Below are 16,482 nucleotides of genomic sequence, written 5' to 3'. Positions count from 1 at the left end.
GAGCTCACAAAAGACAGCCCGCTTGCGGGCTGTTCCTACTTCTGGACGTCTTGCGCCGGCCCCACAATAGGCCCATGGACGGCAGCGGCGCGAACAATGCGATCACCCGGCACGACTTCGAGCAGCGTCGCAACGCCCTCGCCGCGCTGCAGCGCCATCTGCTCGCCCAGGAAGCCGAGTTCACGGCGCTGCGCGAAGAGATCCAGCGCTTCATCGACCGCTACGTCGGCCAGCTCGCCCCGCTCTACATGGAGTTGGACGCGCTGCAGTCGCAGCTGCACCGCACCACCTCCGAACTGGCCGAAGGCCTGCGCCGCAGTGGCATCGATGCCCGCATCCCGCGCGCGCCCAAGGCCACCGACATCGCCCCGCTGCCGCGGCTGCCGGCCGGTGCGCCGCAGCCGTCGGAGCCGCCCGGCGGCGTGATCGAGCTGGGCCCGCCGCCGCTGAAGACGCTGTACCGCCGCGCTGCCAAGCGCCTGCACCCCGACCTCGCCGCCGACGAGCGCTCGCGCCGCGAACGCGAGCAGCAGATGATGGCTGCCAACCAGGCCTACGCCCATGGCGACCGCGCCGAGCTGGAGCGCCTGCTGCTGGCCGCCGGCGAAGACCCTGTCAAGGTTCGCGGCGGCAATGCCGACGCGATCCGCCACTGGCTGATCCGCAGCGAGTTCGCCGCGCAGGGCCGGCTCAGGGTCGTCCAGGCCCACCTGGCGCTGCTGAACCTGCACCCGATGCGCGAGCTGGGTCATGCCATCGTCCGCGCCGAAGCGCGCGGCCTGGATCCGCTGGACGTGATGGCCAGCCGCCTGCGCTCGCAGATCGCCGAGCGCCGCCAGCAGGTCTACATCGGCCAGCGCCTGCAGCCCGAGTCCGACCTTGCGCGCCAGTTCCTGCACGAGCTGGAACGCCGGGCGGACGGCTATCCCATTCACTGAGCTTTCCCCTTCAGTTCGGTGCTTTGCCTTCGCCGCGACCGGCGCAGAATAGGCGCCCATGCAAGCCCCGCCGATCACCCGTCGCGATCTCGAACGCCGCCATGCGGCGCTCGCCGATCTGCGCCGCTACCTCGACGGGCAGGAGCACGAGTTCAACGAGCGGCGCCGCCACGTCCAGGCCTTTGCCGAGCGCTACCTGAGCCGCCTCGGCCCGCTCTACAAGGAACTCGGCTCGCTGGATGCGCAGTTGCACCGCACCACGCAGGACCTGATCGCGCTGCTGCGCGAGCGCGGCCTGCTGCTCGCGCAGACGCCCCACGAAGCGCCGCGCTCGACCTTGCCGCAGGCCCGCGAGCCGAGCGCCGGCCATCAGGCGCGCTTCGAAGGCCTGCCGCCGCCCGCGCCGCTGCCACCGGTACCCATCGGTGCCGACATCGCGCAGTGGGCGCCGCCGACCTTGAAGATGCTGTACCGGCGCGCCGCGATGCGCATCCACCCGGATCGCGCCGGCCCGGATGAGCGGCTGCGCGCCGCACGCGAGCAGCAGATGATGAAGCTGAACGCCGCCTACGCGGCCGGCGAGCGCTGGCGCATCGAGGCGATGCTGCTGGCCGCCGGCGAGCCTGCGGCCCAGGTGACCGGCGGCAATGCCGAGGCGCTGCGCAACTGGCTGGCGCACTGCGAGCAGCTGGTGCAGGCGCGGCTGCGCCTCGTCAACGACGCCCGCGCCGCGCTCGCCACGCAGGCCATGCACAAGCTCTGGCAGTCCGTCTCGCAGGCCGAGGCGCGCGGGCTCGACCCGCTGCAGCTGAAGGCCACCGAGCTGGGTCGCCAGATCGACGAGCGCCGCAAGGAGCTCTACATCAGCCAGCGTCTGAAGCCCGAGTCCAGCCTCACACGCGCCTTCCTGCACCGGCAGGGCGTGATCGCGCCGGCTCAGGTTCAGGGCGGCGTGGCGGCCCAGGCCAGCAGCTGATCGACGACGGAGTCGGCCGCGCGGGCGAGCGCCTGTGCCGCGCCGGCTGCGTCCGCGCTGGCCGCCGGCAGATCGGCGGCGAAGACCCGCGGCGCCGGCTGCCCTTCGCGCCAGGCGCGCAGGCGCAGCAGCACGCGGCTCTTGCCGGGCGCGTCGAACACTTGGCCGAACTCCTCCAGCTCCAGCCGCAGCAGCACCGGCTTGCCCACACCACCCGAGGCGGCCGCGCGCTGGCGCAGCCGCTCCGCCAGCAGTTCGGCCGGGGGTGCCGCCCAGCGGCTGTCGCGGTAAACCTGGCGGCGCAGCGGCTCGCTGTAGTCGAGCCGGTAGGCAAGACCTGGCCCCGCCAGCCACGGCGGCGCGGCCACGTCCAGCAGCTGGACGTTGACCGGCCGGGCCGGCGCGGCGGCCGGCGCGATGCCGAGGTCGAAGACCACCGGCGCCGGCTGGGAGCTGGCGCAGGCAACGAGAACGAGGGCAAGGCAGAAGGAGAGATATGGCTTCATTTCAGCGGCCCTTGGTGATGTCGCTGCGTGCGTCGAACCCGGCCTCGCCGGGCCCCGGCGGCCCCGGCTGCCGCCCCAGCAGCAGGCTCTGCGGCTGTTCGGCCAACGCACCGACGTTGGCCGCCGCGCCCTGCATCGCCTGCGCCGCGTTGCCCAGCCGGTCTACCAGCGGCAGCGGGCGTGGCCGGTCCGCGCCGACCAGGGCCAGCTCCAGCCGCTGCGTCGTCGTCTGCAACTGCTCGGCGGCGGCCGTCAGGCGATCCAGGGTGGCGGCGCGGCTGCGCAGGTCCTGGGCCAGCAGGGTCGATTCGGAAGCCAGGCCATCGAACTTCTGCAGGGTCTGCTGCGCGCCCTGCAGCAGCGCATCGGCCCGCTGCATCTCGCGCCCCGCCTGCAGCGCCAGCGGCTGCAGCGCCTGCGCCGCCGGGCGCAATTCCTGCACCAGTTGCGCCACCTGGCCCGAGGCCTCGCCCATCTGGCGCAAGGTCTGCGACAGCGCCTGCTGGTTGTCGTCGCCCAGCAGGCGCGACATCCGCTGCGTCACGTCGTTCACGCCGGCCAGGAGGCGCGGCCCGCCGTTGGCGAGCTGGTCGATCAGCGAGGGCTTCAGCTCGATCCGCGCCTCCGGGTCGCGCGGCGATCCAGCCACGTTCGGCGGCGTCTCGTCCACCAGGTCGACGAAGGCCAAGCCGGTGATGCCCTGGTAGCCCAGCCGCGCGCTCATCAGGGCGGTGACCGGCGCGTTCTTGTCCACATCGATGCCCACGAGGATCTGCCGCGGCTGCTTGGGGTCGAACACGATCGACGACACCTTGCCCACCGGCACGCCGCGCAGCTTCACCGCCGCCTTGACGTTGAGGCCCGAGACGCCGGTCTGCGAGACCACCGTGTAGCCGACCGTATCGCCATCGTCGTTGCGGAACCAGGCCACGACAACGAGCAGGGCCAGCCCCAGCAGCAGCACGAAGGCGCCGGTGACGAGTGCATGTGAACGGCTTTCCATTTGACTTCCCTCTTTCTAGGCACAGTCCCGCAGGCTCTGGCGGAACAGGCGCAGGCTTTCCTCGTCCCAGCGTGCCTGGTGGCCGAGGAAGAAATCGCGGATGAACGGATGCTCGACGACCGCCACCTCGGCCACCGGCCCCACCGCCACCAGGCGCCGGTCGGCCAGCGCGGCGACGCGGTCGGCCAGCGCGAACAGGGTGTCCACGTCGTGCGTCACCATCACGACGGTGAGCTTCATCTCGTCGCGCAGACCTTCGATCAGGCGCACGAACTGCTTGCTGCTGGCGGGGTCCAGGCCGGCGGTCGGCTCGTCCAGGAACAGCAGCGGCGGGTCCAGGATCAGCGCGCGCGCCAGCGCCACCCGCTTGATCATGCCGCCGGACAACTCCGCGGGCCGCTTGCGCGCATCGGCCGCCTGCAGGCCCACCTGCTCCAGCTTGTGCATCACCAGCTCGCCGATCATTGCGGCCGGCACGTTCTTCAGCTCGCGCAACGGCAGCGCGACGTTCTCGAACACGTTCAGCGACGAGAACAGCGCACCCTGCTGGAACAGCACGCCCCAGCGGTTGCGCACGCGGGCCAGCACCTCGGGCTCGCCGTCGGCCAGCTCGTGGCCGAACACCTTCACCCGGCCCGCCACCGGTCGCTCCAGCCCCAGCATCAGGCGCAGCAAGGTGGTCTTGCCGCTGCCGGAGCCGCCGATGATGGCCATCACCTCGCCCGCCTTCACCTGCAGGCTCAGCTGGCGGTGAATGACGACGCGGCCGAGCACCGTCGTCACACGCTGCACGTCGATGATCGGCAAACCCTCGTTCATCCCAGCCCCACGCCCGAGAACACCACCGCGAAGATCGCATCGACGACGATCACCAGCGTGATCGAGCTGACCACCGCCTGCGTCACGCCGGAGCCCAGGCTCTCGCTATTGGGTTTGATCCGCAGGCCGAAGTGGCTGGCCACGAAGGCGATCAGCAGGCCGAACACGACCGACTTGGACAGGCCCAGCCACAGGTTCTCCACCGGCACCACCGCTGGCAGCCCCTGCAGGAACTGCACGTAGGCCAGGCCCAAGGTCGCCCGCGCCGCCACCGCGCCGCCCAGCAGGATCATGCTGCTGGTCCAGACGACGATCAGCGGCATCGAGACCGCCAGCGCCACCAGCTTGGGCAGCACCAGCCGGATCGTGTGCGAGATGCCCATCACCGACAGCGCGTCAAGCTCCTGCGTGACCCGCATCGCACCGAACTGCGCCGTCATCGCCGAGCCGCTGCGGCCGGCCACCAGGATCGCCGCCAGCAGCGGCCCCAGCTCCCGCCAGACCGACAGGCCGAGGATGTTGATGACGAAGATGTCCGCGCCGAAGGCCTGCAGCTGGCGCGAGGTCAAGTAGGACAGCGTGATGCCCACCAGGAAGCCCACCAGCGCCGTGATGCCCAGCGCCTGGGCGCCGGCGCGGTAGATCTGGGCGGAGATGTCACGCCAGGCGATCAGGCCCGGACGACGGCCGATCGTGCGCAGGTCCAGCATCAGCTGGCCCAGCAACTGCGTCGCGCCGAGCAGGTGGTCCGTCACGATCGACAGGCCTTCGCGCAGCGGCCCGCGGCGCGCAGCCGCGGCGCTGCGCCCGCCGAACATCTGGGACGCGCCGGGCGCCGGCCCCGCAGGGGTCGGCGTGCTCAGTTGCTCGAACAGGAACTCATGCTCCGGCAGCCACTGCAGCTGCGCCGGCCGGCGGCGGCCCCAGGCCTGCCACAGCAGCAGCGCGCCGGCGCTGTCCAGCCGCTCCAGACCGCGCAGATCCCAGCAGTGCCGCTCGCTGTGCGCCAGCTCGGCGGCGCGGGCGGCCAGGATCTCGAACAGGCCGCCCAGCGGCAGCACCGTCCATTCACCCAGCGGCCGCACGCAGGCCACGCCGGTCGCGGATTGGTTTTCTTCTATCGCAAGCGTGGGCGGCGTCGTGCCTTGCATGCGCGGCAGCATAGCCGAGGTCTCAGCGTCGTTACCTTTGGTAGCAGCCCTTGTCCTACGGCGCGCTGCGACGCGCACCGACCTCTTTGGATCCCGTCGAGTTTTAGAGTTATTCCCAACCGGTGACCTCTTTTCCGGTTTCAACCTCGCGGCCCCGCAACCGGGGAAGCAACGTCAAGGAGCACAGAGATGAAGAAGCACATTTCCACCGCCGCCGCCGCGATCGCCCTGGTGAGCGCACTCGGCTTCGCCTATGCGCAGACCAATGACACCAGCACGCAGTCGCTCGATCCGAACGCCCCCGCCCAGGAACAGCAGAAGGATGCCCAGCAGGCCGTGAGCGACGGATCGACCGCCACGAACGACTGGCGCACGCCCGACACCGCCAACCAGGCCGCCACCGACACGACGCAGCCGTCGACGATGGATCAGCAACAGCAACCGACCCCCGATCCGGCCGCAGCTCCTGCCGCGCCGGCTGACCAGTCCGCCGCCAGCAGCACCGCCACCGACAACAGCAGCCTGTCGACCGACAACACGGCAGCAGGCACGTCGACTGCCCCGGCCTCGACCGACACCGGCGTGATGACCGAGCGCGCTCCGCAAGCGGACCGCAACTAAGCGTCACCGATCCTGCGTTGAGAAGGCAGATCGACCGACTTGGACAACGCCACGAGCAATAGACAGAAATGAGCGTTCCCATCCTGCCCCAACTGCATGAGCGCCTGTACGGCCATGTCAATGGCTGGTACCAGCGCAACGCTGACCGCGCGCATGCCTTCCTGCAAGGCATGCTCGTCGCCTCCACCGTCGCGGTGCTGGTGCTGCCGCTGCGGACCGGACAGCCGTCCGTGATCCAGCAGCTGCTGCACCCGCACCGCCCGGTGGCGGCAGCGCTTCATACCCCGCCGGCTGCGACGCATCACGCGACGCGACTGGCCAGCAGCAACGCGGCTCCCGCGATGGTCCGCAAGCTCGATTTCTCGGGCGAGACGCCCTCCGCCGACGCGCAGCGCCTGGCCGAATGGGTCGTCTCGAACGGCGACAACGGCGCCCTGAACTTCGTCATCCTCGACAAGCGCAATGCCAAGGTCTACGTGTTCGCGCCGAGCGGCCACCTGATCGGCGCCAGCAACGTGCTGCTCGGCTACGCCGCCGGCGACGACACGGTGCCGGGCATCGGCAAGCGGCCCATCGCCCAGGTGAAGCCCTGGGAGCGCACGACGCCGGCCGGCCGTTTCCGCGCCGAGCCGGGCCGCAACGCGGTTCCTGAAGACGTCGTCTGGGTCGACTACGAAGCCGCCGTCTCGATGCACCGCGTGCGCCTGACGAACCCGGCCGAGCACCGCGCCGAGCGACTGAAGTCCACCGACGCCAAGATCCGCCGCATCAGCTACGGCTGCATCAACATGCCGCCCGAGTTCTTCGAGCAGGTGCTGTGGCCCAACTTCCGCCGCCAGGGCGGCATCGTCTACGTTCTTCCGGAGGTCAAGAAGCTGGATCAGGTCTTCCCCGCCCTGACCGGCCCCAGTCAGATGACGTAACACGTTATCCAAGCGCCAAATCCCTCACACTTGCCACGGCCGATTAAGCCGTGGCTAAGTGCGTTTTTTCGCTCATCTATTACATTCCCACACCAATAGCATTCCCCAGTAGTCGGTCTGCCGTGTCGAGCCGGGCCGTGGGTTGTTTGTTGTTGGAGCGGCGGACTGATGTTTTGGGGACGGCGACTTGTGGGCGCGGGAGCGCTCGTGTGGGGCTTGCTTGGCCTGACGGCCACGGCATACGCGGCCCCTCCGGCGGCAACGATGCTGAAGGTCGACTTCGTCGGCCAGCCTTCGTCGATGGACGCACGCCGAACGGCGGAATGGGCGTTCACGACCGGCGATACGAAGGGGCGTCCCTTCGCCGTCGTCGACAAGAAGAACGCTCACATCTACGTTTTCAACGGCGCCGGTCGCCTGGTCGGCTCGGCCGCTTCGCTGCTAGGCCTGGCCAAGGGCGACGGTTCCGCGCCGGGCGTGGCTCAGAAGGTCAGCACCGGCATCCCGCTGGCCGAGCGCACCACGCCGGCCGGCCGCTTCGATTCCGAGCCCGGCCACAACATCCATGGCGAGGCCATCGTCTGGGTGGACTACGGCGCTGCCGTGGCCATCCACCGCTTGCGCCCGGCGCCCGCTTCGCAGCGCCGCCCGGAACGCCTGGTCTCGGCCAACCCCGACGACCGCCGCATCTCACTGGGCTGCATCGTTGTCGAGCCCGCCTTCTACGACACCGTGATCGCGCCGACGCTGGGCAGCCAGCGTGGCGTCGTATACGTGCTGCCGGAGGAAGGCGGCGCGCTGGCCACCACCACCCTCACTGCCAGCGCCGCGCAGCCCTCCTGAGCCCGCTTCACTCTTCGGGCACGAAGATCCAGAGCAGGACGTAGAGCAGCACGCCGGAGCCCGCGCACAGCACCAGCAGCGTGAACAGCAGGCGCCAGATCCAGGACGCCATGCCGGTCGTGCGACCGATACCGCCGCAGACGCCGCCGATCCAGCGATCGTCGCGGCTGCGGCGCAGCGAGTTCACCGCGTCCATGCCGTCGCCACTGCTGCTTCCGCTGTAAGTGCCGGCCGTCGAAGGGCCGTTCAGCACCCGCTCTTTCGCACGGGCGTACTCGTCGTCGGACAGCGCGCCGCGGGCGTGCAGGTCGGCCAGCTTGTTGAGTTCGTCGGCGTGGGACATGGTCTTCTTTCCTCGTGAAGAGTTGATGCGATGGACGCAGCATAAGTTCGCGGCCTCCGTGCGGCGAGCCAGCTGCGACGGGGCGTCGCAAGCGGGGCACAGGGCGCGCCTGCACCCGATACGCTGTTGACAGGCCCTATGCTCGCGGCCCATGGACTCGCTGATCGGCGCCGCCGCCCTTGCCCTCGCTGCCGGCGATCCGCTAGGCGCGCTGAAGCGCGTCGCGCTGCGTGAGGATCCGCCCGCGCTGGCCCTGCGCGGCATTGCGATGGCGCAGCTGGGCGAGCACGGCCGCGCACGCGAGCTGTTGCGCCGCGCGGCCCGCGGATTTGGCAACAGCCACGAATCGCTGGCTCGCGCGCGCTGTATCGTCGCCGAGGCCGAGATCGCGCTGGCGACCCGCGAGCTCGGTGCAGCACCGCGCACGCTCGCCGCAGCCGTGCAAACACTGCGCTCGCACGGCGACCATGCGAACGCGCTGCATGCGCGCCTCGTCGAGCTGCGGCGGCTCTTGCTGATCGGCCGGCTGGCCGAGGCGGCGGCCCTGCTGGCTTCTCTGGACCTGGCTGCTGCGCCGCCCGCGCTAGCTGCCGTCGGCGCGCTGGCGGAGGCCGAGCTGGCCCTGCGCTCGCTGGACACCGGCCGGGCACTCACGGCGCTGGCCCGCGCCCACGCCGCCGCGCTGCGCTCCGGCGTGCCCGCCTTGCAGGCCGAGGTCGAGGAGGCCCGCGCCATGCTGGAGCGACCCGCGGCCCGAAGCGGAGGGCAGGCGCTGCGGCTGGTCGAGATCGAGGCCCTGCTCTCGTCCGGCGCGCTGGTCGTCGACGCCTGCCGGCGCGGCATCGGCAACGGCTCGCAGTGGGTGTCGCTGGCGCGCCGGCCCCTGCTGTTCGCGCTGGCCCGCGCGCTGGCTGAAGCGGGCCCCGACGGTGCCGAGCGCGAGGCGCTGATCGCCGAGGTGTTCCGCACCCGCCATCCCGACGAGACCCATCGCGCGCGCTTGCGCGTGGAAATCGGCCGGCTGCGCGCGCTGATCCGCTGCATGGCGACGATCGAGGCGACAGCCCGCGGCTTCGCGCTGAAGCCGTTGGCCCCGGCGCAGGAAGCCGTGCTGCTGGAGCCGCCGATCGATGGCGAGCAGGCCGCGCTGCAGGCGCTGCTGGCGGACGGCGCCGCCTGGTCCACCTCGGCGCTGGCGCTGGCCCTGGGCGACAGCCAGCGCACCGTGCAGCGCGCGCTGGCCGAGCTGCAGGCGGAGGGTCGCGTGCGCGCGATCGGCCGCGCGCGGGCGCACCGCTGGCTCAGCGCGCCGCTGATCGGATTCACGACGATCTTGTTACTCCCCGCTGCGCTGCCGTCTGACTAGAGTCGCTTCCATGCCAACGCCAGGAGCCCCGTCGATGAACACCCAGCCCGCCACCCGCCCCGCCGAGATCGTTCGCGAGTACGCCCTGCCCGGCGTGGACAAGGTCAACGGCGTCACCCATGACGGCGAGCGCGTCTGGGTCGCCACCGGCCCGCGGCTCGTGGCCTTCGATCCCGCCAGCGGCGAGGCCACGCGCAGCCTCGATTGCGCCAGCCATGCCGGCACCGCCTTCGATGGCAAGCACCTGTGGCAGATCGCCGAGTCCCGCATCGACAAGATCGACCCGGCAAGCGGCACCGTGCTGGCCTCCATTCCCGCGCCCGGCAAGGGCGGCGACTCGGGCCTCGCCTGGGCCGAGGGCAGCCTCTGGGTCGGCGAGTACCGCGCACGCAAGATCCACCAGATCGACCCCGACAGCGGCGCGCTGATCCGCACGATCGAGACCAAGCGCTTCGTCACCGGCGTCACCTGGGTGGACGGCCAGCTCTGGCACGGCACCTGGGAGGCCGACGCGAGCGAGATCTGCCGCATCGACCCGGCCAGCGGCGCGCTGATCGAGCAGTTGCAGATGCCGGCCGACACCGGCGTCAGCGGCCTCGAGTCCGACGGCGCCGACCTGTTCTACGCCGGCGGCGGCACCAGCGGCAAGGTCCGCGCGGTGCGGCGGCCCAAGGCCGCGGCCTGAGCGCCGCCCGCCAACTTTTCTCCTCATCCATTTCCCGTCCGCACGCACGCGGCGTGGCCGCGCTCGTCCTCGTTCAACCTGATGGAGCCTTTCACCATGAATGCACGCATCGCCAACCAAGAGCAATGGCTCGCCCAACGCCTGCAGCTGCTGGCACGCGAGAAGGAACTGACCCGCCTGCACGACGAGGTCGCCCGCGAGCGCCGCGCCCTGCCCTGGCTGCGCATGCCCAAGCACTATCGGTTCGACACGCCGCAGGGCCCGCGCACGCTGGCCGAGCTGTTCCAGGGCAAGCGCCAGTTGCTCGTCCAGCACTTCATGTTCGCGCCGGGCTGGGAGCAAGGCTGCAAGAGCTGCTCCTTCATGGCCGACCACACGGACCCCATGCTCGTTCACCTGGCCCAGCGCGACGTCGCCTTCACCGCGATCTCGCGCGCACCGCTGGCCGAGATCGAGCGCTTCCGCCAACGCATGGGCTGGCGCTTCAACTGGGCCTCCTCGCACGGCAGCGACTTCAACGCGGACTTCGGCGTCAGCTTCAGCGGCGCGCAGATGAGCACCGGCGAGGTCGCCTACAACTACCGGATGCAGCCCTTCCCGCACGAGGAGGCGCCCGGCATCAGCGTGTTCTACAGGGACGAGGCCAGCGGCGAGGTCTTCCACACGTACTCGTGCTACGGCCGCGGGGTCGAGGTGATGATGGGCACCTACCAGCTGCTGGATCTCGTGCCCCAGGGCCGCGACGAAGACCGGCTGGGGTACGGCATGGAATGGGTGCGGCATCACGACCGTTACGACGAGGCCGCCCCGGCGCAGCCCGCGGCCGGCTCGTGCTGCGGCCGCTGAACGGCATACCGCGATGGCAGGCGTGTGGCCATGGCTGGCACTGGCCGGCCTGGGCGCCTTGCACGGGCTCAACCCGGCCTGCGGCTGGCCGGTGCTTGTGCGGGGCCAGGTCTTGCGCGGACTCACGCACATCGCCGCCGGGCACGCCGCCGCGCTGCCGGCGGTGGCTGCGGCGATGGTGATGGGCGTGCAGCGCGAATGGCTGCTGGCCCTCGCCGCCGCGCTGTTCGTCGTGGCGCTGCTGGCCCGGCACCGTGGCGCGCTGGCGCTGTGGTCCTTCGTGGTTTCTACCTTCCATGGCGTCGGGATGATGCTGGTGCCGGCATTGCTGCCGCTGTGCCTGGCCGGCACGCCGGCGCGCGAGATCGTTGCCGGCGGATCCTGGCCGATGGTGCTGGCGGCCGTGGCGCTGCACATGGCGGCGATGCTGGTGGCGGCCGCGGTGGCCGGCACTGCCGCTGGTCTCGGGAAAACCCTGCTGACAGCCTCCCGGCCGGCGTCCATCGTCCCGGTTCCGGCGCAGCGCGCCGCTGCCGAGCAGGAGTCCGCCGATGCAAGCTGCCCAACGCGAGCACATCGCCACCGTGATGCAGGTCGCCGACCTGGGCGTGCAGGCCGCGGCGGCGCGCCGGCATGAGCAGGTGATCCGCGACTCCTGGCACCGCTGCGTGCACCAGCACCAGCTCGACCCGACGCGGATGCAGGAGGCGGTGATCCTGCCGCGCAGCCAGCTGCGCGAGCATCAGGACTCGATGGAGTCCTTCCTGCACATCGCGCGGCACGGGCTGGAGACGCTGTACAAGCAGGTCGCCGGCCTCGGCTACGTGGTGCTGCTGACCGATGCGCGCGGCATCACCGTCGACTTCATCGGCGACCTGCGGATGGACCCGCTGCTGCGCAAGGCGGGCCTCTACCTCGGCGCGGACTGGAGCGAGCGCCACGCCGGCACCTGCGGCGTGGGCACCTGCATCAGCACCGGCGAGGCGCTGTCGGTCCACCTCGACGACCACTTCGACGCCACCCACATCCCGCTGACCTGCACCACCAGCCCGATCCACGATTCCCGCGGCGAGCTGTGCGCGGTGCTGGACATCAGCGCGCTGAGCTCGCCCGCGCCCAAGGAGAGCCAGGCGCTGGCATTGCAACTGGTGACGATGTATGCGCAGCACATCGAGAACGCCGCCTTCCTGCAGCGGCACCGGCACGACTGGGTGCTGCGGCTCTCCGGCGCGCCGCAGTTCCTCGATGTCAGCCCCGAGTTCCTGGTGGCCCTGGACGGCCAAGGCCGCGTGATCGGCCACAACCGCCGCGCGCAGCAGGCGCTGCCCCGCGCGGGAAGCGGCCCGTTGCTGGGCCAGCGTTTCGACGAACTGCTGGAGGCCCGCTTCGACCAGATCGGCCGCCTGGTGGCCGCGGCCCATGCGGCACCACAAGCGGTGCGCCGCCGCGGCGGCAGAGAGCTGCTGTTCCTGTCCGCGGCGCCGCCCCGGCCGATGCCGCAGCACAACGGCTCGCAACAGCGCGCGCCGGTGCCTGCGCCGCTGGCAGCGCTGTCGGCGGGCGACGCGGCGCTCGATCGCCAGATCGAGCGGGCCGCGCGCCTGGTCAACTCGCCGGTGAGCCTCTTGGTGACCGGCGAGACCGGCTCAGGCAAGGAGTATTTCGCCAAGGCCGTGCACGCCAGCAGCGAGCGCCGCGCGCAGCCCTTCGTCGCGGTGAACTGCGCGGCGATCCCGGAGCACCTGATCGAAAGCGAGCTGTTCGGCCACCTGCCCGGCTCGTTCAGCGGCGCGGCCACGCGCGGCAAGCGCGGGCTGATCACGGAGGCCGACGGCGGCACGCTGTTCCTCGACGAGATCGGCGACATGCCGCTGGCGCTGCAGGCGCGGCTGCTGCGCGTGCTGTCCGAGCGCGAGGTACTGCCGGTCGGCGCGACGCGGCCGCTGCCGGTCAACCTGCGCGTGATCGCCGCCACCCATGCGCCGCTGGAGGCCCTGGTACGCGCCGGCCGCTTCCGCGACGACCTCTACTACCGCATCAACGGCGCGCACTTCGCCCTGCCGCCGCTGCGCGAACGCAGCGACCTGGCGGCGCTGATCGACCGGCTGCTACCCGCGGGCTGCACCCTGCTGCCGGAAGCCCGCGCGCGGCTGCTCGCCCACGCCTGGCCCGGCAACCTGCGCGAGCTGCGCAACGTGCTCGACTGCGCCGCCGCGATGGCGGAAGGCGGGGCCATCGGGCCGATGGATCTGCCCGAGCTGGCCGGCCCGCCGCGCGCCGCCACCGAGCACCCGGCCGATCCCGCGGACGATGCGCTGCTGCAGGAGCTGAAGGCCGCGCACTGGAGCGTCAGCCTCGCCGCCCGCCGGCTCGGCGTCGCGCGGATGACCGTGTACCGGCGGATGAAGCGGGCCGGACTGGTGGCGCCAAATCAGCAGTGACATCAGCAGTGACACCTGTCACACGCCCCGATGTGACAGCTGCCGCGGCGAGACACCGCAAGGCCGCTGCAAGTCCTTGATCTTCCGTGCCGGCGCCGCCCGGTGGCGCAGGCACGAGTCTTGAGTTGTCCTGGTGGAGCGATCCCTGTTCGAGATCGCCATAACCTGGAGACAAGCAAGATGACCGATTCCACCGCGAGCGCCGCCGCGCGCCGCTGGCTCGCCGATTTCGGCGCGGCCCTGCAAGCCGGCGACATCGACGCCACGCTGGCCCTGTTCAGCGAAGACAGCTACTGGCGCGACCTCGTCAGCTTCACCTGGAACATCCGCACGCAGGAAGGCAAGGCCGCGATGCGCGAGATGCTGCAGGCGCGGCTGGCCGACACCGCGCCGTCGAACTTCCAGCTCGAAGGCGAGGACAGCGAGGCCGATGGCATCACCGATGCCTGGTTCATCTTCGAGACGAAGGTCGCCCGCGGCCGCGGCCACCTGCGCCTGAAAGACGGCAAGGCCTGGACCTTGCTGACGACAATGGTCGAGCTGAAGGGCTTCGAGGAAAAGAAGGGCACGCAGCGGATCAAGGGCGCCGAGCACGGCGTGCACCCCGGCCGCAAGAGCTGGCTGGAACGCCGCGAGGACGAACAGCAGCGGCTCGGCTACGAGGAGCAGCCCTATGTGCTGATCGTCGGCGGCGGCCAGGGCGGCATCATCCTGGCGGCGCGGCTGCGGCGCCTGGGCGTGCCGACGATCGTCGTCGAGAAGAACGAGAAGCCCGGCGACAGCTGGCGCAAGCGCTACAAGAGTCTGTGCCTGCACGACCCGGTCTGGTACGACCATCTGCCCTACATGCCCTTCCCCGACGACTGGCCCGTGTTCGCGCCGAAGGACAAGGTGGGCGACTGGCTGGAGATGTACGCCAAGGTGATGGAGCTGAACTACTGGGGCAGCACAGTCGCGAAGAAAGCGACGTTCAACGAGGCCACCGGCGAATGGGAGGTGCTGGTCAATCGCGCCGGGCAAGATGTGACCCTGCGGCCCAAGCAGCTCGTGTTCGCGCTGGGCGTGTCCGGCTACGCCAACGTGCCCAAGCTGCCCGGCGCCGAGAGCTTCGAGGGCGAGCAGCACCACAGCAGCCGCCATCCGGGGCCCGAGAGCTATGCCGGCAAGAAGGTCGTCGTGCTGGGCAGCAACAACAGCGCACACGACATCTGCGCGGCGATGGTCGAACAGGGCGTGGACGTGACCATGGTCCAGCGCAGCAGCACGCACATCGCGCCGTCCGACTCGCTGATGGAACTGGCGCTGGGCGGGCTCTACAGCGAGCAGGCCGTGCAGAACGGCATCGACCACCACAAGGCCGACCTGATCTTCGCCAGCGTCCCTTACCAGATCATGCACAGCTTCCACATCCCCGTGTACGAGGCGATGAAGGTGCGGGACGCGGACTTGTACGGCCGGCTGGAGAAGGCGGGCTTCATGCTCGACTTCGGCGACGACGGCTCGGGCCTGTTCATGAAGTACCTGCGCCGCGGCTCGGGCTACTACATCGATGTGGGCGCCAGCGAGCTGGTCGCCAACGGCCAGATCAAGCTGAAGAGCCGCACGACGATCGAGCGCATCAACCCGAGGAGCGTCACCTTGACCGACGGCACCGAGCTGCCGGCCGACCTGATCGTCTACGCCACCGGCTTCGGCTCGATGAACCAGTTCCTGGCCGACCTGGTTTCACCGGAAGTCGCGGCCCGCGTCGGCAAGGTCTGGGGCCTGGGCAGCGGCACCACCAAGGACCCCGGCCCCTGGGAAGGCGAGCTGCGCAATATGTGGAAGCCCACGCAGCAGCCCCAGCTGTGGATTCACGGGGGCAACCTGCACCAGAGCCGGCACTACTCGCAATTCCTGTCGCTGCAGCTGAAGGCGCGCTACGAGGGGCTGGAGACGCCGGTGTACGGGCAGGCGCCGGTGCATCACCTGCGCTGAGCGACGTTTGAGCCCGAGGCCAGCTTCTGCCAATGGCAGAAGCTGGTCACACGTCGGGGGCGGCACCCGATAGGCTTTCGCCTCCCATGACATCCGACCTGCGTGCCCCCCTCCTCAAGCGCGCGGAACCCGAGCCGGCTCGACTGGTCATCGACGAAGCGGGTTTCCCCTTTCTCGACGGCGTCCCGCTGGCCGCTTCGCCGAGGGAGCGCGCCGCACTGGCCCTGCTGTTCCGCCGGCAGCCCGCGGTCGTTCCGAAGGAAGAATTCGCAAACGTAGCCTGGCGCGGTGCGGAAATGTCCGACGAGGGCCTGGCACGCTGCATCAGCCGCCTGCGCACGCAGTTGCTCGCCGCCGGGCATCGGATCGAGGCCGTGTACGGCGTGGGCTACCGGCTGGTGCCCGACGCTTCGGAGCGCCCTGCCCGGCCAGCGCCGGCACCATCGAACTGGGCCGAACTCTATTCAGCACAGGCGGTGCAGACCTACTCGTTCTGCCGCAACCTGCTGCTGCAGGCCACACCCTCCGCGGTCCGCATGGCGATCGCCAGGCTGAGGCAGCTGATCGACGAAGTGCCGGATTTCTGGGCCGCCCGCGTCGGCCTCGCCGAGGGCATGGCCGTGGGCATCGGCTGGGGACTGCTGCCGACGATGCCTGCGATCGACGAAGCCATGAATGCCCTGGACTCGATTCCGGACGATGTGCAGATCAGCGGCAGGTTCGCCGCGCGCGCATCCTTGCTGGACTTCGCGTGGCGCTTCGAAGAAGCCGGCCTCGCCTTCGAGCGAGCCATCGGCGAGGAGCCCGCCCATCCCGACACGCTGCTCGCCTACGCGCGGCATCTGCTCTACATGGACCGCGCCGACCTGGCGGCCCGGCAGCTCCAGGCCGCCAAGCTGTTGTCGCCTCACAGCGCAAGGATCGGCATGACCTTGGCCCGCGCCTTGATCCAGGCCGGCCGGCCCGAGGCCGCCCTTCGCGAGGCGCAGGCGACAGCCACGGAGCATCCCGGCGAGCTGGTGGCCACGGCTTTCCACCTGGCCA

The 16,482-nt window shown here is 70.5% G+C and carries 16 protein-coding genes and 1 pseudogene; 12 read left to right on the top strand and 5 right to left on the bottom strand.

Going from position 1 to position 16,482, the window contains the following annotated elements; all coding sequences use genetic code 11:
* Positions 1 to 74: 74 nt before the first annotated feature.
* On the top strand, positions 75 to 938 hold the full coding sequence (locus SNE35_RS21040; RefSeq protein ID WP_320424983.1) for a J domain-containing protein: 864 nt from the start codon (positions 75 to 77) through the stop codon (positions 936 to 938).
* Between the two features lie 58 nt (positions 939 to 996).
* The gene (locus SNE35_RS21035) at positions 997 to 1,914 is read left to right on the top strand and encodes a J domain-containing protein (RefSeq protein ID WP_320424982.1); all 918 of its coding nucleotides are present in this window, start codon (positions 997 to 999) and stop codon (positions 1,912 to 1,914) included.
* On the opposite strand, the gene SNE35_RS21030 is transcribed toward SNE35_RS21035, so the two are convergent.
* From SNE35_RS21030 to SNE35_RS21015, 4 genes are read right to left on the bottom strand one after another with little or no spacing between them, the layout of a single operon-like run.
* Complete coding sequence (locus SNE35_RS21030; protein WP_320424981.1) at positions 1,881 to 2,420, bottom strand: ABC-type transport auxiliary lipoprotein family protein; 540 nt, start codon at positions 2,418 to 2,420, stop codon at positions 1,881 to 1,883. The two genes, SNE35_RS21035 and SNE35_RS21030, sit on opposite strands and share 34 nt — an antisense overlap.
* Before the next feature lies 1 nt (position 2,421).
* Positions 2,422 to 3,423, bottom strand: a complete 1,002-nt coding sequence (locus SNE35_RS21025; protein ID WP_320424980.1) for an MlaD family protein — start codon at positions 3,421 to 3,423, stop codon at positions 2,422 to 2,424.
* Positions 3,424 to 3,438: 15 nt separating this feature from the next.
* A complete protein-coding gene (locus SNE35_RS21020) occupies positions 3,439 to 4,242 on the bottom strand; it encodes an ABC transporter ATP-binding protein (RefSeq protein ID WP_320424979.1) in 804 nt (267 codons plus the stop codon).
* A complete protein-coding gene (locus SNE35_RS21015) occupies positions 4,239 to 5,393 on the bottom strand; it encodes an ABC transporter permease (protein WP_320424978.1) in 1,155 nt (384 codons plus the stop codon). Before SNE35_RS21015 ends, SNE35_RS21020 begins: the two co-directional genes overlap by 4 nt.
* Before the next feature lie 189 nt (positions 5,394 to 5,582).
* On the opposite strand from SNE35_RS21015, the gene SNE35_RS21010 reads away from it, so the two are divergent.
* From SNE35_RS21010 to SNE35_RS21000, 3 genes are all read left to right on the top strand, one after another.
* Entirely contained in the window at positions 5,583 to 6,014 is a 432-nt protein-coding gene (locus SNE35_RS21010) for a hypothetical protein (protein WP_320424977.1), read from the top strand.
* A 68-nt stretch (positions 6,015 to 6,082) separates the two neighbouring features.
* Positions 6,083 to 6,937, top strand: a complete 855-nt coding sequence (locus SNE35_RS21005; RefSeq protein ID WP_320424976.1) for a hypothetical protein — start codon at positions 6,083 to 6,085, stop codon at positions 6,935 to 6,937.
* A gap of 264 nt (positions 6,938 to 7,201) precedes the next feature.
* Entirely contained in the window at positions 7,202 to 7,780 is a 579-nt protein-coding gene (locus SNE35_RS21000) for a L,D-transpeptidase (protein ID WP_320424975.1), read from the top strand.
* Positions 7,781 to 7,787: 7 nt separating this feature from the next.
* On the opposite strand, the gene SNE35_RS20995 is transcribed toward SNE35_RS21000, so the two are convergent.
* Positions 7,788 to 8,123, bottom strand: a complete 336-nt coding sequence (locus SNE35_RS20995; RefSeq protein ID WP_320424974.1) for a PspC domain-containing protein — start codon at positions 8,121 to 8,123, stop codon at positions 7,788 to 7,790.
* 151 nt (positions 8,124 to 8,274) lie between these two features.
* Between SNE35_RS20995 and SNE35_RS20990 the strand changes: the two genes are divergently transcribed.
* The 7 genes and pseudogenes from SNE35_RS20990 to SNE35_RS32110 all read left to right on the top strand — a co-directional run.
* Positions 8,275 to 9,489, top strand: a complete 1,215-nt coding sequence (locus SNE35_RS20990) for a helix-turn-helix domain-containing protein (protein WP_320424973.1) — start codon at positions 8,275 to 8,277, stop codon at positions 9,487 to 9,489.
* A gap of 34 nt (positions 9,490 to 9,523) precedes the next feature.
* A complete protein-coding gene (locus tag SNE35_RS20985; protein WP_320424972.1) occupies positions 9,524 to 10,174 on the top strand; it encodes a Vgb family protein in 651 nt (216 codons plus the stop codon).
* Between the two features lie 96 nt (positions 10,175 to 10,270).
* Positions 10,271 to 11,020, top strand: coding sequence for a DUF899 domain-containing protein (locus SNE35_RS20980; RefSeq protein WP_320424971.1), 750 nt, complete (start codon positions 10,271 to 10,273; stop codon positions 11,018 to 11,020).
* A gap of 13 nt (positions 11,021 to 11,033) precedes the next feature.
* A complete protein-coding gene (locus tag SNE35_RS20975) occupies positions 11,034 to 11,657 on the top strand; it encodes a hypothetical protein (protein WP_320424970.1) in 624 nt (207 codons plus the stop codon).
* Positions 11,572 to 13,461 carry a sigma-54-dependent Fis family transcriptional regulator gene (locus SNE35_RS20970; RefSeq protein ID WP_320424969.1) on the top strand — a complete coding sequence of 630 codons (1,890 nt, stop codon included), beginning with the start codon at positions 11,572 to 11,574 and terminating at the stop codon, positions 13,459 to 13,461. Before SNE35_RS20975 ends, SNE35_RS20970 begins: the two co-directional genes overlap by 86 nt.
* A 180-nt stretch (positions 13,462 to 13,641) precedes the next feature.
* Positions 13,642 to 15,438 (top strand): NAD(P)/FAD-dependent oxidoreductase, encoded by a 1,797-nt coding sequence (locus SNE35_RS20965; protein WP_320424968.1) that lies wholly within the window; start codon positions 13,642 to 13,644, stop codon positions 15,436 to 15,438.
* A gap of 32 nt (positions 15,439 to 15,470) precedes the next feature.
* Positions 15,471 to 15,824: pseudogene (locus SNE35_RS32110) on the top strand (winged helix-turn-helix domain-containing protein); the annotation flags it as partial.
* Positions 15,825 to 16,482 lie beyond the last annotated feature (658 nt).

Origin of the sequence: Roseateles agri (assembly GCF_034043675.1) — a bacterium.
Lineage (GTDB): Bacteria > Pseudomonadota > Gammaproteobacteria > Burkholderiales > Burkholderiaceae_C > KK5.
Note: the sequence above shows the minus strand (reverse complement) of the source record. Positions and strands in the feature narration are given on the sequence as shown.

What these genes read in the sequence shown, in the direction of transcription:
- SNE35_RS21025 (WP_320424980.1), bottom strand. Translation starts at nt 3,423, where the DNA reads ATGGAAAGCCGTTCACATGCACTCGTCACCGGCGCCTTCGTGCTGCTG.
- SNE35_RS21010 (WP_320424977.1), top strand. Translation starts at nt 5,583, where the DNA reads ATGAAGAAGCACATTTCCACCGCCGCCGCCGCGATCGCCCTGGTGAGC.
- SNE35_RS20980 (WP_320424971.1), top strand. Translation starts at nt 10,271, where the DNA reads ATGAATGCACGCATCGCCAACCAAGAGCAATGGCTCGCCCAACGCCTG.
- SNE35_RS21005 (WP_320424976.1), top strand. Translation starts at nt 6,083, where the DNA reads ATGAGCGTTCCCATCCTGCCCCAACTGCATGAGCGCCTGTACGGCCAT.
- SNE35_RS20970 (WP_320424969.1), top strand. Translation starts at nt 11,572, where the DNA reads ATGCAAGCTGCCCAACGCGAGCACATCGCCACCGTGATGCAGGTCGCC.
- SNE35_RS20985 (WP_320424972.1), top strand. Translation starts at nt 9,524, where the DNA reads ATGAACACCCAGCCCGCCACCCGCCCCGCCGAGATCGTTCGCGAGTAC.
- SNE35_RS21015 (WP_320424978.1), bottom strand. Translation starts at nt 5,393, where the DNA reads ATGCAAGGCACGACGCCGCCCACGCTTGCGATAGAAGAAAACCAATCC.
- SNE35_RS21000 (WP_320424975.1), top strand. Translation starts at nt 7,202, where the DNA reads ATGCTGAAGGTCGACTTCGTCGGCCAGCCTTCGTCGATGGACGCACGC.
- SNE35_RS20975 (WP_320424970.1), top strand. Translation starts at nt 11,034, where the DNA reads ATGGCAGGCGTGTGGCCATGGCTGGCACTGGCCGGCCTGGGCGCCTTG.
- SNE35_RS21035 (WP_320424982.1), top strand. Translation starts at nt 997, where the DNA reads ATGCAAGCCCCGCCGATCACCCGTCGCGATCTCGAACGCCGCCATGCG.
- SNE35_RS21030 (WP_320424981.1), bottom strand. Translation starts at nt 2,420, where the DNA reads ATGAAGCCATATCTCTCCTTCTGCCTTGCCCTCGTTCTCGTTGCCTGC.
- SNE35_RS20990 (WP_320424973.1), top strand. Translation starts at nt 8,275, where the DNA reads ATGGACTCGCTGATCGGCGCCGCCGCCCTTGCCCTCGCTGCCGGCGAT.
- SNE35_RS21040 (WP_320424983.1), top strand. Translation starts at nt 75, where the DNA reads ATGGACGGCAGCGGCGCGAACAATGCGATCACCCGGCACGACTTCGAG.
- SNE35_RS20995 (WP_320424974.1), bottom strand. Translation starts at nt 8,123, where the DNA reads ATGTCCCACGCCGACGAACTCAACAAGCTGGCCGACCTGCACGCCCGC.
- SNE35_RS20965 (WP_320424968.1), top strand. Translation starts at nt 13,642, where the DNA reads ATGACCGATTCCACCGCGAGCGCCGCCGCGCGCCGCTGGCTCGCCGAT.
- SNE35_RS21020 (WP_320424979.1), bottom strand. Translation starts at nt 4,242, where the DNA reads ATGAACGAGGGTTTGCCGATCATCGACGTGCAGCGTGTGACGACGGTG.